General features: G+C 68.5%; 9 protein-coding genes. 8 read left to right on the forward strand and 1 reads right to left on the reverse strand.

All coding sequences use genetic code 11. The features are described 5' to 3' along the window. The first annotated feature begins 35 nt into the window (after window positions 1-35). From D7Y15_RS19465 to D7Y15_RS19485, 5 genes are all read left to right on the forward strand, one after another. Window positions 36-3,098, forward strand: a complete 3,063-nt coding sequence (locus D7Y15_RS19465) for an ATP-binding protein (RefSeq protein ID WP_121753540.1) — start codon at window positions 36-38, stop codon at window positions 3,096-3,098. A gap of 90 nt (window positions 3,099-3,188) precedes the next feature. After that, on the forward strand, window positions 3,189-4,130 hold the full coding sequence (locus D7Y15_RS19470) for a DUF808 domain-containing protein (protein WP_120597869.1): 942 nt from the start codon (window positions 3,189-3,191) through the stop codon (window positions 4,128-4,130). A 99-nt stretch (window positions 4,131-4,229) separates the two neighbouring features. Continuing rightward, on the forward strand, window positions 4,230-7,529 hold the full coding sequence (locus D7Y15_RS19475; protein WP_158629074.1) for an Ig-like domain-containing protein: 3,300 nt from the start codon (window positions 4,230-4,232) through the stop codon (window positions 7,527-7,529). A 178-nt stretch (window positions 7,530-7,707) separates the two neighbouring features. After that, entirely contained in the window at window positions 7,708-9,381 is a 1,674-nt protein-coding gene (locus D7Y15_RS19480) for a serine hydrolase (protein ID WP_121753542.1), read from the forward strand. Between the two features lie 110 nt (window positions 9,382-9,491). Beyond that, window positions 9,492-11,561: a PQQ-dependent sugar dehydrogenase gene (locus D7Y15_RS19485; protein ID WP_120577219.1), complete on the forward strand. Its 2,070-nt coding sequence runs from the start codon at window positions 9,492-9,494 to the stop codon at window positions 11,559-11,561. A gap of 49 nt (window positions 11,562-11,610) precedes the next feature. Here the strand turns inward: D7Y15_RS19485 and ppk2 are convergent, their stop codons facing one another. Further along, window positions 11,611-12,411, reverse strand: a complete 801-nt coding sequence (gene ppk2 / locus D7Y15_RS19490) for a polyphosphate kinase 2 (RefSeq protein ID WP_120577225.1) — start codon at window positions 12,409-12,411, stop codon at window positions 11,611-11,613. Between the two features lie 231 nt (window positions 12,412-12,642). On the opposite strand from ppk2, the gene D7Y15_RS19495 reads away from it, so the two are divergent. The 3 genes from D7Y15_RS19495 to D7Y15_RS19505 all read left to right on the forward strand — a co-directional run. Then, a complete protein-coding gene (locus D7Y15_RS19495) occupies window positions 12,643-14,208 on the forward strand; it encodes an efflux transporter outer membrane subunit (RefSeq protein ID WP_233605023.1) in 1,566 nt (521 codons plus the stop codon). 10 nt (window positions 14,209-14,218) lie between these two features. Continuing rightward, window positions 14,219-15,229, forward strand: coding sequence for an HlyD family secretion protein (locus tag D7Y15_RS19500; RefSeq protein WP_120577221.1), 1,011 nt, complete (start codon window positions 14,219-14,221; stop codon window positions 15,227-15,229). 25 nt (window positions 15,230-15,254) lie between these two features. Beyond that, window positions 15,255-16,857: ATP-binding cassette domain-containing protein (locus tag D7Y15_RS19505; protein ID WP_148712810.1), on the forward strand; the 1,603-nt coding region annotated here is incomplete at its 3' end.

Genomic DNA, 16,857 nt, shown 5'->3' on the forward strand with positions numbered 1-16,857 from the left:
CCGGCCACGGAGCCGTGTGATAACGAACGCGCTCGATGAGCTCCTCGACCTACTCGCGCGCGCCAGCTCCCAGCGACTCCGAGGTGAAGGACACCCCTCACCGCGAGGGCCGGGAGGAGGCCTTCATCCAGCACGGCGGAGAGATGGGCGCCCTGATGCGGGCCCATGACTGGTCCAGCAATTCACTCGGCCCGCTCGAGCACTGGCCCCAGTCCCTGCGGACCTCCGTCAGCACCATGCTGCGCTCGCCCTACCCCATCATCCTCTTCTGGGGTCCCGAGCTGCGCATGCTCTACAACGACCCGTTCCGGCCCATCCTGGGGGCGAAGCATCCCCAGACGCTGGGCGCGCGCGGAAGCGAGGCACTCGTCGAGGAGTGGGCGCAGCTGGGGCCTCTGATGCAGCGCGCCCAGGACACGGGCGAGCCCATCTACATCGAGGATGGGAACGTCAACTTCGCGCGCCGCCCCGGTGGCCTGCGGGAGGAGTCCTACTTCACCTGGTCCTACAATCCGACCATCGGCGAGTCGGGAGAAATCGCCGGCCTCTTCGCCATCGCGAGCGAGACGACCCGGCAGGTGGTGGGTGACCGCCGGTTGGGAATCCTCCGGGAGCTGTCCATCCGGATGGCCCTGGACAAGAAGGTCGAGGACATCTTCCGTTCGCTGGAGGGGGTGCTGTCGCAGGCGGCGTACGACGTGCCCTTCTCGCTGCTCTACGTCGTCAAGGCGGAGCAGGCACGTCTGGTCAGCTGCGCGGGCCTGGACCGTGAGGGGATCGCCGCGCCCGCCGCGTTGGCGCTGGACGACACGTCCTCCTGGCCGCTCGCGAGCGTCACGCGGTTCGGGCAGGAGGTCCTGCTCGAGGACCTCCTCCAGCGCTTCGGGCCCCTTCCCGGTGGGCCCTGGCCCGAGCCCACGACGCGAGCGCTCGTCCTCCCGGTGTCCATGGGCGTGGAGACGGAGACCACGGCGGTGCTCGTGGCCGGCCTGAGCCCCCTGCGCGCGCTGGACGACGAGTACCGCGGCTTCCTGCAGCTGCTGGCGCGGCAGCTCAGCGCCAGCATCGCCAGCGCCCGCGCCTATGAGCAGGAGAAGCAGCGGGCGGAGGAGCTGTCCCGGCTGGACGCGGCCAAGACAGCGTTCTTCAGCAATGTCAGCCACGAGTTCCGGACACCGCTCACGCTCATCCTCGGCCCCATCGAGGACGCGCTGGAGAGGACGCCGAAGTCGTTGGAGGGAGAGCCGCTGGAGCTGGTGCGCCGCAATGCCTTGCGGCTCTACAAGATGGTCAACACCCTGCTCGACTTCTCCCGGATGGAGGCGGGACGGGCCCAGGCCCGCTACGTGCCCGTGGACCTGTCTGTCTTCACCACGAACCTCGCGAGCGCCTTCCAGTCCGCGGTGGAGAGCGCGGGCCTGCGGCTGGTGGTGGACTGTCCGCCCCTGCCCGAGCCTCTCTACGTCGACCCGGAGATGTGGGAGAAGGTTGTCCTCAACCTCATCTCCAACGCGGTGAAATACACCTACCACGGGGAGATCCGCGTGAGCCTTCAGTGGGAGGACGCGCAGGCCGTCCTTCGCGTGGAGGACACGGGGGTGGGCATCCCCGAGGAAGAGCTCCCGCGCGTCTTCGAGCGCTTCTACCGCGTCCGGGTCACCCAGGGCCGCAGCCACGAGGGGACGGGCATCGGACTCGCGCTGGTGCAGGAGCTGATGAAACTGCACGGGGGCAGCGTCGCGGTGACGAGCCAGCTGGGAAAGGGCACCACCTTCACCCTGCGGCTGCCGCGGGGGACGGAGCACCTGCCCTCGGAGCGCGTCGAGCGCACCTTCCGGCCAGGGCCGGTCCCCACGGGCGCCATCCCCTTCGTGGAGGAGGCGCGCCGCTGGTCCACGGACGTCAGCGTCACGGACATCGAGGCGCCACCCGCGGCCGCGTCGCTCTCGCCAGAGGTCTCCGCGGAGCTTGCGCGGTCCCGCATCCTCCTGGTGGACGACAACGCCGACCTGCGCGCCTACGTCACGGGTCTGCTCAAGCACGTCTTCCCGCACGTGGAGGCCGCCAGGAACGGTCAGGAGGCGCTGGAGCAGGCGCGCGCCCGGCCGCCGGACCTCATCCTCTCCGACGTGATGATGCCGGTGCTGGATGGCTTTGGCCTGGTGCGGGAGCTGCGCGCCGACGAACGCACGCGCGCCATCCCCATCATCCTGCTGTCCGCGCGGGCGGGCGACGAGGCCACGGTGGAGGGCCTGCGAAGTGGCGCGGATGACTACCTGGTGAAGCCCTTCTCCGCGCGCGAGCTGCTGGTGCGGGTGCGCACCCAGCTGGACATGGCTCGCGTGCGCCGGGAGGTGGTCCGCAACGAGGTGGAGAAGGATTCGCTGCGCGAGTCCGTGCGGACGCGGGACGACTTCCTGCGGCTCGCCAGCCACGAGCTGCGCACGCCCGTGAGCGCCCTGTCGCTCAGCATCCAGTCCCTGGTGCGAGGCCTGGACAGCGAGGCTCCGGACGCGAACCCGGAAGCCACGCGGCTCAAGGCGCGGACGACGCAGAAGCACCTCCAGCGCCTGGCGCGACTGGTGGAGCAGCTGGTCGACGTGTCGGAGTTCGTCACCGGACCGCTGGACCTCTCACGTCGGGAGGTCGACCTGGCGGAGCTCGCGGCCACGGTCGTGGCGCGGTCGCGGGAGAAGGCCCTGCGCGCGGACTGCGCCCTCACCCTGGAGGCGCCCCTGCCGGTGGTGGGGAGCTATGACGGCGCGAGGCTGGAGCAGCTGCTCGACAGCCTCCTGGACAACGCCCTCAAGTTCGGGGCGGGCAAGCCCGTGGAGGTCACCGTGGCGCGCGCGGAGGGCCGGGTGAGCCTGGCGGTGCGGGACCATGGCGCGGGCATCGGGCCGGAGGACCAGGAGCGCGTCTTCGGGCGCTTCGAGCGCGCCGTCCCTACCCAGCACCACGGCGGCTTCGGGCTGGGGCTGTGGATGGCCCGCCACATCGCGGAGGCCCACGGAGGGAGCATCCACCTGGAGCCCACGAAGGGCGGCGGCGCCACCTTCACCGCGGTGTTGCCGTTGGAGCTGACCCCGGGAGGGTGACCCGCCGTCGCTGGAGCACGGCTTCCCCAGCTGTGCTAATTCCGCGCTGCAGCAGGGTGACGTCCCCACCCCCCAGCCCGGAAGACATCCATGGCAGGCAGCAGCCTGATTGCGCTCATCGACGACATCGCCACCATCCTGGATGACGTCTCCATCCTGACGAAGGTGGCGGCGAAGAAGACGGCGGGGGTGCTGGGCGACGACCTGGCGCTCAACGCGCAGCAGGTGACGGGCGTGAACGCGGACCGCGAGCTGCCCGTGGTGTGGGCGGTGGCGAAGGGCTCGCTGGTCAACAAGGCCATCCTGGTGCCGGCCGCGCTGGCCATCAGCGCGCTGGCGCCCTGGCTGGTGACGCCGCTCCTGATGGTGGGCGGCGCCTTCCTCTGCTTCGAGGGCGCGGAGAAGCTGGCGCACAAGCTCCTGCACGGCAAGGAAGAGGACGAGGCGCACAACGCCGAGCTGCGCAAGACGCTGGAGGACCCGAACCTGGACCGGGTGGCCCTGGAGAAGGACAAGATCAAGGGCGCGGTGCGCACGGACTTCATCCTCTCCGCGGAGATCATCGCCATCACGCTGGGCACCGTGGCGACGGCGGACTTCGCCACCCGGGTCTCGGTGATGGTGGGCATTGCCCTCATCATGACGGTGGGCGTGTACGGGCTGGTGGCGGGCATCGTGAAGCTGGACGACGCGGGCCTGTACCTCAGCCGCAAGGGCAGTGGCTTCGCGCAGGGCCTGGGCAGGGGAATCCTCCGCGCGGCGCCGTGGCTGATGAAGTTCCTCTCCGTGGCGGGCACCGCGGCCATGTTCCTGGTGGGCGGCGGCATCCTCGTGCACGGCATCTCCGGCCTGCACCACGCGGAGGAGTCCCTCACCGCGTGGGCCGGGCGCGTCCCGGGCGTGGGCAGCGTCCTGGGCGGGCTCGCCCCCATGCTGCTCAACGCCGCGGTGGGCCTGGGCGCCGGCGCCCTGCTGGTGGTGCTCTTCACCCTGGGTCAGAAGCTGTTCAAGGGCCGCGGCGCCAAGAAGTAGCCAGGTCCCCCCTCGCCATGGGTGGGATTGCATGAAAGCAGCAATTCATGCAATCACAGGTGTTGGATGTCTTCACGAGTCCAGCAGAGGGGGAGTTCCATGCAAATGCGTTCCTGGCTGCGGGGCAGCCTTGTTTTGTTGTGTCTCAGTTGTGGTCCCACGTCGTCGGAAGACGCTCCGGAGCCCGCGCAGGCCCAGGCCCGGACGCGGGCCGAGCAACTGGTCGCGGAGCGCGGCTTCGACCTCCGGGATGTCGCACTGATACCGGATGCGAAGGGGGTGCGGCAGACGCTCCACTTCCGGGGCGTGCCGGTCTGGGGCCTGGAAGCGAAGTCAGCGCTGGGCCAGACCTTCTTCTCCAACGCCCGGTTCCAGCCCACGGGGACCGTGGAGACGAAGGCCCGGCTCACCGAGGCCCAGGCCCGGGACGCCGCGCTCGCGGCCCTGAAGGACGCCACCGCGAAGGTGGAGTCCGCGCGGCTCGTGCTCCTGCCCACGGAGGTGCGCCAGCTCCGGAAGGACGCGGCCGCCCCGCGCTTCGCCGGTCCCCGGAACGCCGAGGACTTCGAGCGGGTGGTGACGGGCCTCCGGCTCATCTACCTGCTCAAGCTCGGCGCGGACGGGGACGTGTCGAGGCGCTGGAGCGCGCAGGTGGATGCACGCAGCGGAGAGGTGCTGCGCCTGGATCCGCTCGAACACACGGGCGTGCAGGGGACGTTCAAGAAGGCCCGGGGCACGGGTTACTTCGCGGGAGCGGTCAACATGTCCGTGTTCTCCGAAACCTTTGGCGGGGCCACCCGGCTGCGGGACATGTACAACAATGACTATTACGCCTTTGTCCCGCAGGGGCGGGGCGGCACCTGGCAGCTCTATTACACCCCGGACCTGATCCTGGGTGACGGGCTCCGCTACAGCGGAGGAGGCACGCTCGGGACCAACGGGGAGACCGCGGCGGTGGACGCCTACCACGCCGTGGGCCTGGCGTGGTCCGTCTACGAGACCTTCCTGGGGCGCGCGGGCCCGACGGGGGACGGCACACCCTTCGACGTCCAGGTGCACGCCAACGCAGAGAACGCCTACTATCTCCCCGGACTGCGCAATCCGACGCTCCGGTTCGGCTACCGCTCCCTCAGCGAAAACGCCAAGACCTCGCTCACGACCACGGACATCGTGGCCCACGAGATGGCCCATGACTTCTTCGGCCGGGAGCTGGCGGGCGACCCCTCGGATGTCCCAACGGAGCATTCGGAGCGGGCCGGGCTGAACGAGGGCACGGGGGACATCTTTGGTTTCGTCACCGAGCTGCTGCGCGACGCGAAGCGGACGTCGTCGACGTCGACGAACATCGATGGGGTGGCGGTGAAGCCCTCGAACCTCACCATGGGCGAGGAGACGGGCACCACGTCCCGCAGCCTCCTGGCGCCCCTGTATCCGGAGTGGTTCGACTCCATCGGTCAGGCGGACGAGCACTACTCCGGGGGCCCCCTGAGCCGGATGTTCCTGCTGCTGGCCTATGGTTGCAGCGCGCAGACCTCAAGCCCGTGGCACTGCTGGCTGGTCCCCGAAGGGTTCAGCGGCCTGGGGCCCGCGGAAGCGCTGCGCATCTGGGGGCAGGCGGTTCAGTTGATGCCGTTGGATTCGGACTACCTGCAGGCCCGCCAGGCGGCGCTCGCGGCGGCGACCGCGCGGGACGGCGTGCTGAATGGCAACCGGATGAAGACCGTGGCCCGGGCGTTCGCGGCCGTCAACGTCGGCTACGCGCCGGACTCGGTGCCTCCGCAGACGACGCTGAGCTGCCGGCAGGTGAACCAGGACATCGAATGCACCGGCACCATCACCGACGCCGAAGTGCCGGGGCAGTACACCACCGCGCCCCGGCTGGTGGTGGACGGCGGCGCGCAGATCAAGACGCTGTCCGGATGGACGTTCACGCAGGTCCTGCCGGGCGCCGCGCTGGCCCATGGCAATCACTCCATCCAACTGCAGGCATGGGACTTCTGGGGGAACCTGGCCACGAAGACGGTGACGGTCGCGATGGACAAGCAGGCGCCCACCTTCTCCTTCCTCCGCTCCGGTTCGCCGAAGCAGCCCCGCTACTCCGTCACCCCGAGCGACCCCTCCGGAATCCTCTCCGTGGACTTCGGCGCCGACGGACAGTTCATGTACGGAATCTTCGTGCCGCCGTACGAGCAGGAGCTGGACACCTCCACCTGGACGGATGGCACCCATGACGTGTTCATCCGGGTCAACGACACGTACATGAACGCCTCCGTCCAGCATGCCGCCTTGAAGGTGGACAACACGCCACCCAGCGTGACGATGACGGTGGCGGCGGGGACCGAGTCGCCGTTCCAGGTGAATGTCTCCGTGACGGACATCTCCGCGGTGGCGCGGGTGGACTTCAAGGTGGACGGCTTTGTCTTCGCCACGCGGACGAACGAAGCCACGACGTACCAGGCCAGCTACACGCCCCTGGATCCACTGGCCCACAACCTCACCGTGGAGGTGACGGACGCCTTCGGCAACAAGGGCACCACGTCCAGGGCGGCCCCGCTCGACACCACGCCCCCGGTGGTGAGCTTCGCCAAGACACAGCCGGGCTCGCTGGTGCGGCTGACCGTCAGCGCGGCGGATGGCTGTGGCATCGAATACCCGTATGCGCTGTATGTGGACGGGACGCTGGTGGCGCAGCCCACGACACCGTCCTACGTGCTGGACTTCGGGGACGCGATGGCCGCGGGGGCGCACACCTTCCAGGCCCTCGTTCGCGACCAGTGCGGCAACACGGCGAACTTCCAGACAGCGTTCATCAAGGACCTCACCCCGCCGGTCATCACGGGCATCACCCGGGACGACACCCAGCCGAAGAAGCCGAAGTTCACCGTGCAGTGCACGGACACGGAGGGCGTGCACCACGTGGAGCTGCGCGAGGGAGGCGTCGTCACCCAGATGGACACCACCGCGCCCTATGAATTCGTGGTCGACACCACGGGCCGCGCGGACGGCGATTACTCGCTGCTGTTCCAATGCACGGACATCAACGGGGTCTCCAGCTCGCCGGAGACGCGCACCGTGACGGCGGACAACACGGGGCCCACCCTCAACCTCACTGTCTATGGCGCGGGCCGCTCGTACCTCGTCTCCGCGGAGCCCGTGAGCGACCCTCGCGGCATCCAGTCCGTCAACATCACGGGAGGACTGATCCCCGGCTTCAACGTCACGCTGACCCAGGCTCCCTGGTCCGTGCAGTGGACCATCCCGGGCACCGGCTCCATCCAGACGGACCTGCCGTTCTCGGTCACCGCCAAGGACAAGTGGGGAAACACGTCCAGCAAGTTGCTGTATTGCGCGGTGAATACCGCCTCCACCGGGGCGCAATACCGGACCTGCCACTTGTGAGCTGACACGGCCGGGGAGCATGAATGCGGATGCCCCCCGGCCGCGCTGACAGACGGCCCGCTCGCCGCACGGGGGTGCCCGTTCGCCGCGAGCCCGTCCCCACCGGCTGAACACTCCCCCAGCGTGGCGTCAGTGCAGGCAGGGTGCCCCCGTTCACCTCTTGCCCTGGAAGCGCTCCATGCCGCGCAAGCTGCTCGTGTCGTCGTTCCTGTTCGCCGCGCTCACGTGTGCCCCCGCCCTGGCCGCGCCCCCCCTGCCCAGGGACCGCCACAAGCAGGTGGATGCCCTCTTCTCGCAGTGGAACAGCAAGACCCAGCCCGGCTGTGCCGTGGGCATCTCACGCGACGGCGTGCTGGACTACGCGCGAGGCTACGGCATGGCGGACCTGGAGCACGACGTCCCGGTCACGCCGCGTTCGGTCTTCTCCATCGCCTCCATCTCCAAGCAGTTCACTGCCTTCTCGATTGGGATGCTGGCGCAGGAGGGCAAGCTCTCGCTGGACGACGACATCCGCAAGTACGTGCCGGAGCTGCCTGCGTACGGAAAGACCATCACGCTCGCGCACCTGATGCATCACACCAACGGCTTGCGTGAGCAGGGACAGTTGCTGAACCTGGCGGGCTGGCGCGGTGATGACGTGTCCACCGAAGCAGACATCCTCTGGGCGCTGAGCCGGCAACGCGGCGTGAACTTCGAACCGGGCACGGAGGTCCTGTATGGCAATGCCGCGTACACGTTGCTGGCGTCCGTGGTGAAGCGCGTCTCCGGTCAGTCGCTGCGAGCCTTCACCGACGAGCGCATCTTCAAGCCGCTCGGCATGACCGACACCCGCTTCCGCGAGGAGCACACCGAGCTCTTTCCCCGGCGCGCCTGGGGCTACACCTCCCGCGACGGCGGGGGCTGGCGACTCAGCGACTCCCATTCCGACCATTACGGCGCGAGCAACCTGTACTCCACGATTGGCGACCTGCTGAAGTGGGAGCAGAACCTGCTCGACGCACGCATCGGTGGGCAGGCGCTGGTCGCGTTGGTGCGGACCTCCGGCAGGTTGAACGACGGCACCGCGACAGGCTACGGCGGCGGCCTCCGGTTGGCGGGGTATCGCGGCCTGGACATGGTGAGCCACGACGGCATGGACGGCGGCTACCGCACGGAGTCCCTCCTCTTTCCAGCGCAGCGGGTCGCCATCGTCACGCTCTGCAACAGCGGCACCATCGACGCGGGGGAGCTCGCACGGAAGGTCGCCGACGTATACCTGGGGGCGCACATGAAGGACGAAGTGCCGCCCGCGGTGAAGATGGCGGAGACGGAGGTGTCGGCACTGGCCGGCGACTACTGGAGCCCCCTGACGGATGAAGTGGTGCGCCTGGAGTTCAAGGACGGAGCGCTGCGCCAGGTGGGCGTGCCCAAGGCCTTCGTGCCCATGGGCGATGGCGCGTTCCGTCCAGGCGAGTCGACGCATGTCTGGCGCTTCTCGGGCTCGCGCGAGCTGAGCATCCGGGACTTCTGGCCGACGACGAGACCCTTCATCCGCGTGACCGCGCCGAAGCCCACGGCCACGGCGTTGGCGACGTTCACGGGGCAGTACCGCAGCGAGGAGGTCGACATGACCTTCACGGTGCGCGTCATGGACGGGAAGCTGGCCATCCGCTGGCCCCGCCGGGACGAGGTGGTGCTGGATGCGATCGGCGGTGACCACTTCGTCGGCTCGCTCGGCACGGTCACGTTCACGCGGGCGGCCTCCGGCGGAATCAACGGGTTGACCCTCAGCAACCGCCGCCTGCGCCGGTTCCGCGCGGAGCGGCTCGAGAGAGCGGAGGCGGTGAGAGCGGCTTCGACGGCAGGCAATTGAACCTGGGGGCGTGTTGATAGCCGCTCAACATCAGCCGACGAGTGCCAGAGAGTTCACTTGAGGCCTTTCATGGATTCCGTGAAAGAGGCGGAATGCAAAGGAGCGCCTCAATGAATGTTCGTCACCTTCTGGCCGGAGTCCTGGTCACCGTCACTGCTTGTGGAGAAAAGCCGGAGAACGACCCCGAACTCCAGACACAGACCGCCGCGGTGGTCGCCGGCTCGCGGCTCGTCAGCACGCAGTCCGGCCGCTGCCTCGACGTGGCGCAGAACAGCCAGACCGCGGGGCAGGAGCTCCACATCTATGACTGCCACAGCCAGGACAACCAGCGGTTCCTCTTCACGCCGGAAGGCGAGCTGCGCGCGTTCGGTGGCTCGTGGTGCGTCCAGCCGGAGACCGCCAGTTCCGGAGCCCGGGCCGTCATCGCCGCCTGCAATGGGACGGCGAACCAGCGGTGGGTCCGCAACACCGCCGGCGCGGTGATCCACACGGCGACCTCGCTGTGCCTGGACGTGTCCGGTCAGGCCACCGCCAACAGCTCGAAGGTCATCGTCTGGACCTGCAACGCCCAGACGAACCAGCAGTGGTCGCTGCCGGCCGACACCCAGGCGCCCACCGTGCCCACGGGGCTCGCGCTGTCCAACGTGACGTGCAACTCGGCCACGCTGTCCTGGTCGCCGTCCACGGACAACCAGGGCGTCGCCTTCTACGACGTCTACCATGACGGCCAGCTGATGAAGTCCGTCTCCGGCGCCACGGTGTCCACCGGGCTGACCGTGGTGCCCGGCGTGACCTGGGGCCTGTATGTGAATGCGCGGGACGCGGTGGGCAATGTCTCCCAGGGCAGCACCACGCTCTCCATCACCCCGCCGCAATGCCAGGCGGACACCCAGGCCCCCAGCATCCCCACCGGCGTCACCGCCACCGCGTCCGGCACCAGCGTGACGGTGAACTGGACCGCGTCCACCGACAACGTGGGCGTGCGCGCGTATGACGTGTTCCGGGGAGGCGTGCAGATTGGCTCGGTGGCCGGCTCTCCGCCGGGGACGACCTTCGTCGACAGTGGCCTGTCCGCGAACACGGCCTACACCTATGCCGTGCTCGCCCGCGACGCCCAGGCCAACGCGTCCGCCCAGAGCGCGTCCGTGACGGTCACCACCGGTCAGGCCTGCGCGAACGCCGTCTGCTCCGTCATCCAGGTCGCCACCGACACGGACATCCCGTGGGGCCTGGTGAACCTGCCGGACGGCACGGTGCTCTACGGCCGCCGCGACGCGCAGAACATCGTTCGCCTGGACCCGGCGACGGGACAGAAGACGTCCGTGGGCACCGTCCCCAACGTGCAGAGCACCGACGGCGAGGGCGGCCTGATGGGGCTGGCGCTTTCCCCCAACTTCTCCACCGACCGCTGGCTGTACGTGATGCACACCTCCCCCACCGACAACCGCATCGTGCGGCTGCGGTATGAGAACGGCGCCCTCAACACCGCGTCGCTCCAGGTGCTGCTCCAGGGCATTGGCCGCAACAAGTTCCACAACGGCGGGCGGCTGCGCTTTGGCCCGGACGGGAAGCTCTACGCGTCCACGGGTGATGCCCAGAACGGCGCCTACGCGCAGGACATCAACAACCTGGCCGGCAAGGTGCTGCGCCTCAACGCGGACGGCACCGTCCCGTCCGACAACCCCTTCGGCAACCATGTGTGGAGCTACGGCCACCGCAACCCGCAGGGCCTGGCGTTCGACTCGCAGGGCCGGCTGTGGGAGCAGGAGTTCGGCAACTCCGTGATGGACGAGACCAACCTCATCCAGAAGGGCGGCAACTACGGCTGGCCCAACTGCGAGGGCACGGTGTCCCAGGGCGGTTCGGGCTGCGCGACGGCCGGGTACATCGCGCCGAAGCAGACCTACTCCACGGCGGACGGTTCGTGCTCCGGCATCGCGGTGGTGCGCGACGTCCTCTACGTGGCCTGCGCCCGCGGCACGCGCCTCTACCGCGAGGTCATCAGCGGCACCAACCTGACCAACGTGCAGCAGTTCTTCGTCGGCACCTACGGCCGGCTGCGCACCGTGGAGCCGACTCCGGACGGCAACCTCTGGATGACCACCACCAACCAGGGTGACAAGGACAGCATCCCCGACAACAGCAACGAGCGGATCTTCCGCGTCGTGCTGGGTCAGTAGCGAGCAGGGCAGCGCCGCGCCGTGACGAGGGCACAGCTCGTCACGGCGCTCAGTACCGCTCGGGGATGAAGTTCCGCCCCTTGAGCGAAGCGCCGTCGTCGTACTCACCATGCTTGGAGCGCGGGGGCAGCTTCACCTTGGCGCGCTTCACCTTCTCGTACGGAATCTTCTCCAGCAGGAAGCGGATGCAGTTGAGCCGCGCCTTCTTCTTGTTGTCGGACCGCAGGATGTGCCAGGGCGCGAAGGGCGTGTCCGTCGCGGCCAGCATCTGGTCCCTCGCCTTGGAGTAGTCGTACCAGCGCTTCCAGGACTTGATGTCCATGGGGCTGAGCTTCCACTGCCGCAGGGGGTCGTCGATCCGCGCCGCGAACCGCCGCGCCTGCTCCTCCTTGCCGACCTCCAGCCAGATCTTCAGCAGGAGGATTCCGCTGTCGACCATGTACTGCTCGAAGACGGGGCAGCCCATCAGGAAGCGCTCGTGCTCTTCAGGCGTGCAGAAGCCCATCACGGGCTCGACGCCGGCCCGGTTGTACCAACTGCGGTCGAAGATCACGATCTCACCCGCTGCGGGGAAATGCGGCACGTACCGCTGCAGGTACATCTGGGACTTCTCGCGGCTCGAAGGCGCCGGGAGGGCCACCACGCGAAACACCCGGGGACTCACCCGTTCGGTGATGGCGCGAATCGTTCCGCCCTTCCCCGCCGCATCCCTGCCTTCGAACACCACGATGACACGCATCTGCGCGTGCTTGACCCACTCCTGAAGCTGGCAGAGCTGGGACTGGAGCTTGCGGAGCTCCTGGGTATAGGCCTTGCGCTTCAGGGGCTCTTTTGGGGTGTCCTGTGCCATGGCCATAGGGTTGTGCGGCCCCCCGGCACGCGCAATGTCAGACGTGCGCACGGTGCGGCGGATGACAGCCACGCCGTCCCCGGGTCGGTGGCTGGCATGGGCCGGCGGACATCGAACACTGCCCCCTGGGGCATTCGCACGGCTCGTACTTCCGCGTGCGTCACCCCATGCGGACTCTGCCCACCCATCGAGGTGTAACGGATGCGGGGGACGGCCAACGCCATGCAGGGGATGAAATCCTTCGTCGGCACCGTATCCCTGTTCAGCGTCCTCGCCGGGTGCGCGGTCGGCCCCGACTTCAAGAAGCCCGAGGCCACGGTCGCGAAGGAGTGGCGCACCCAGGGCGACCCGCGCCTGTCGACACAGGGCGCGGTCGACACCCAATGGTGGAAGTCGTTTGGCGATCCCTCGCTGGACCGGCTCGTCGAGCTCGCCGCCAGGCAGAACCTGCCGCTGCAGATTTCGGGGCTGCGAATCGTCGAGGCGCGCGCCCAGCTGGCCATCCTCACCGGCCGGCAGTATCCGCAGGTCCAGGCCCTCTCCGCCAGCGGCGCCGCGGTGGGGCGCAGTGAGAACTCCGCCGCGGCCAACCCCATCAACTTGCAGAACCTGGGCTCCATCGACCGTCACTTCCTGGAGTACCAGCTGGGCTTCGACGCGCTGTGGGAGGTGGACTTCTGGGGCAAGTACCGGCGGGGCGTGGAGGCGGGGGCCGCGGGCCTGCTCGGGTCGGTGGCGGACTACCAGTCCTCGCTCGTCTCGCTCACCGCGGAGGTCGCGCGCACCTATGTCCTGGTCCGCACGTACGAGGTGCTCATCGAACAGGCGCGGGAGAACGTGCGGATCCAGGAGGAGGGTTACCGGATCGCCGAGTCGCGCTTCAGCAACGGTGTCACCTCGGAGCTGGATGTGACGCAGGCCTCGACCCTGCTGGAGAGCACCCGGGCCACCATCCCCCAGTTGGAAGCCGGGCTGGAGCAGGCTCGCAACGCCATGAGCACGCTCCTGGGCCAGCCCACGGGCGAGGTGGAGGCGCTGCTGGCGGGCCCCAAGCAGATTCCGGTGGCGCCCGCGACAGTGGCCCTCGGCATGCCGGCTGAAATCCTGCGGCGACGCCCGGATGTCCGCAGCGCTGAGTTGTATGCCGCCGCGCAGTGCGCCCGGATCGGCATCGCCGAGGCGGAGCTCTACCCGAGCTTCTCCCTCTTCGGGTCAGTCGGGCTCCAGGCGAGCACCAGTGCCGCGGCCTCCGGCAATCTCTTCTCCCTGGGCAGCCTCTTCTATTCCGTGGGCCCCCGGATCGTCTTTCCCTTCCTGAACTACGGCCGCCTGAAGAACGGGGTGCGGGTCGAGGACGCGCGGTTCCAGCAATTGCTCGTCAACTACCGCCACACGGTGCTCAAGGCGGCCCAGGAGGTAGCGGACGCCCTGACGGGGTTCATCCACGCCCAGCAGGCCATGACCTTCCAGCAGGCCGCGGTGAAGTCCGCGCAGCGGTCGGTGGAGCTCGCGTTGGTGCAGTACCGCGAAGGCGCCGTGGATTATCAGCGCGTGCTGGACGCGCAACGGTCGCTCCTGGAACAGCAGAACAACCTGGCCCAGACGAGCTCCTCCATCGCCACGAACCTGGTCGCCCTCTACAAGGCGCTGGGCGGAGGCTGGGAGGTCCGCCGCGACCAGCCCATCGTGCCAGAGCCGATGCAGGCGGAGATGGAGCAGCGGACCCACTGGGGCGACATGCTGTCCAAGCCGCGGACGCAAGAAACCAAGACGGTCTCGCAACCCGTCAAGCCATAGAGAGTCCGCCATGCCCTGGAAGCCGAAAGGGAAATACAAGTGGGTCATTGGGCTGGTCGCCCTCGCGATCATCGCGTTCATCGGCTTCAAGTATTGGAAGGGGAAGAAGTCCGCGCTGCCGGAGGGAATCGTCGCGGGCAACGGCCGCATCGAGTCGAAGCTGGCGGATGTCTCCGCGAAGGAGCCCCTGCGGGTGAAGGAGGTCCTCGTCAACGAAGGCGACCTCGTCAAGCCAGGGCAGGTGCTGGTGCACCTGGACACCACCACGCTGGAGTCCAGCCTGGCGGAGGCCAACGCGAACGTCGCGGCCACGCAGGAGAAGCTGGCGGTGGCCGAGGCGGGCATCGTCAAAACGAAGAGTGAAATCGAGCTCGCCACCATCGAGGCCGAGCGCTCCCGGAGGCTGGTGTCGCAAGGCGCCGGCTCGCAGCGGGACGTGGACGTTCGGGCGAGCCAGCTGGAGACCGCCCGGGCCAGCCTGGCGGAAGCAGAGGCCACGCTGAAGACCTCGCGGGAGGAGATCGAAGTGGCGCGAGCCAACGCGGCGACGATTCAAACGCGCATCGCCGACGCGACGCTCAAGTCTCCGGTGACGGGCCGCGTCCTCTACCGCCTCGCCGAGCCCGGCGAGGTGCTGTCGCCCGGCGGACCGGCGCTGACGCTCGTGAACCTGGAGGACGTCTTCATGGAGATCTTCCTGCCCGCGAGCGAGGCCGCCCGCGTGAAGATTGGCTCCGAGGCGCGCCTCACCGTCGACTTCGAGCCCGACCGTTCAATCCCTGGCTACGTGTCCTTCGTCTCACCCGAAGCGCAGTTCACGCCCAAGCAGGTGGAGACGAAGAGCGAGCGGGAGAAGCTGGTGTTCCGCTTGAAGCTCCAGGTCCCCCGCGAGCTGGCCAGCCGCTACGTCGAGCGCATCAAGACCGGCATTCGTGGCGTCGGCTACGTGAAGGTGGACCCTGAGGCCGCATGGCCTTCCCGGCTTCAGAACGTCGTCACCGCGGAATCCGAACCCCACTAGCCCGGCGACAAGGGAGGGCCCAGCCATGGTCTCATCCGTGTCTCCAGGGTCGCCAGTCGGCTCCAGCAGCCGGCTCGTGGTCTCCATCCAGGACGTAACCCACCGCTACGGCAAGGCCGTCGCGCTCGACGGCATCTCGCTCGACGTCCCCAGCGGCATCCGGGTGGGCATCGTGGGGCCTGACGGCGTGGGCAAGTCCACGCTGATGGCCCTGGTCGCGGGCGCCAAGAAGATGCAGCAGGGGCGCGTGATGGTCCTGGACGGGGACATCGCGGACGCCCGGCACCGGCGCGACGTGGGCCCGCGCATCGCGTACATGCCGCAGGGCCTGGGCAAGAACCTCTACCTGGAGCTCAGCGTCTACGACAACGTGGACTTCATGGCCCGGCTCTTCGGGCTGTCCCCCGAGGAGCGCAAGGTGCGCGTCCCGGAGCTGCTCGCGGCCACCGGGTTGGGAAAGTTCGCGGAGCGTCCCGCCGGCAAGCTCTCCGGCGGCATGAAGCAGAAGGTGGGGCTGTGCGGCGCGCTGGTGCACGACCCGGACCTGCTCATCCTCGATGAGCCCACCACCGGCGTGGATCCGCTCTCCCGTCGGCAGTTCTGGACGCTCATCGACGAGATCCGCGCCGGGCGCCCTGGCATGAGCGTCATCATCTCCACGGCGTACATGGACGAGGCGCAGCAGTGGGATTGGATCGTGGCCATGGACGCGGGCCGCGTGCTGGCGACGGGGACTCCCGCGGAGCTGATGGAGCGCACGGGCACCCAGGACCTGGAGAAGTGCTTCATCGCGCTGCTGCCCGAGGAGAAGCGCAGGGGCCACAAGGAGATCACCATCCCGCCCCGTCCGCCGGGCAACGCGGAGCTGGCCATCGAGGCCCACGGGCTGACCCGCCGCTTCGGGACCTTCACCGCCGTCGACCACGTCACCCTGTCCATCGAGCGCGGTGAAATCTTCGGCTTCCTGGGCTCCAATGGCTGCGGCAAGTCCACGACCATGAAGATGCTGACCGGCCTTCTGCCTCCCACGGAGGGCACGGCGAAGCTCTTCGGCAGCTCCGTGGACGCAGGCAGCATGGAGGTGCGCAAGAACCTGGGCTACATGACGCAGGCGTTCTCGCTCTACGGCGAGCTGAGCGTTCAGCAGAACCTGGTCCTGCACGCCCGGCTCTACCACCTGCCTCCAGACAAGGCGAAGGCGCGCATCGACGAGCTGGTCGAGCGGTTCGGGCTGGGCGCGCACCTGGAGGCGTTGGCCGGAGACCTGCCCATGGGCCTGCGCCAGCGGCTCTCGCTGGCCGTCGCCGTGCTGCACGGGCCGCAGATCCTCATCCTGGACGAGCCCACGTCGGGAGTGGATCCGGTCGCCCGGGACAGCTTCTGGGAGCTGTTGATCGACCTGTCTCGCAAGCAGGGCGTCACCATCTTCGTGACCACGCACTTCATGAACGAGGGGATGCGCTGCGACCGCATCTCCCTCATGAACGCGGGCAAGGTGCTGGCGGCGGACAGCCCCCAGAAGCTCATCGAGGCCCGGAACGCGGACAGCCTGGAGACCGCCTTCATCGGCTACATGGAAGACGCCATCGCGGAGAAGGCTCGCGCCGAGGGAAAGGACGAGACTCCCG

The sequence above is a fragment of the Corallococcus sp. AB030 genome, assembly GCF_003668965.1.
In the GTDB taxonomy this organism is placed as follows: Bacteria; Myxococcota; Myxococcia; order Myxococcales; family Myxococcaceae; genus Corallococcus; species Corallococcus exiguus.

Bases quoted from the DNA above. Each gene is read 5' to 3' on its own strand.
- ppk2 (WP_120577225.1), bottom strand. From the start codon at position 12,411: ATGGCACAGGACACCCCAAAAGAGCCCCTGAAGCGCAAGGCCTATACC.
- D7Y15_RS19495 (WP_233605023.1), top strand. From the start codon at position 12,643: ATGAAATCCTTCGTCGGCACCGTATCCCTGTTCAGCGTCCTCGCCGGG.
- D7Y15_RS19470 (WP_120597869.1), top strand. From the start codon at position 3,189: ATGGCAGGCAGCAGCCTGATTGCGCTCATCGACGACATCGCCACCATC.
- D7Y15_RS19475 (WP_158629074.1), top strand. From the start codon at position 4,230: ATGCAAATGCGTTCCTGGCTGCGGGGCAGCCTTGTTTTGTTGTGTCTC.
- D7Y15_RS19500 (WP_120577221.1), top strand. From the start codon at position 14,219: ATGCCCTGGAAGCCGAAAGGGAAATACAAGTGGGTCATTGGGCTGGTC.
- D7Y15_RS19465 (WP_121753540.1), top strand. From the start codon at position 36: ATGAGCTCCTCGACCTACTCGCGCGCGCCAGCTCCCAGCGACTCCGAG.
- D7Y15_RS19480 (WP_121753542.1), top strand. From the start codon at position 7,708: ATGCCGCGCAAGCTGCTCGTGTCGTCGTTCCTGTTCGCCGCGCTCACG.
- D7Y15_RS19485 (WP_120577219.1), top strand. From the start codon at position 9,492: ATGAATGTTCGTCACCTTCTGGCCGGAGTCCTGGTCACCGTCACTGCT.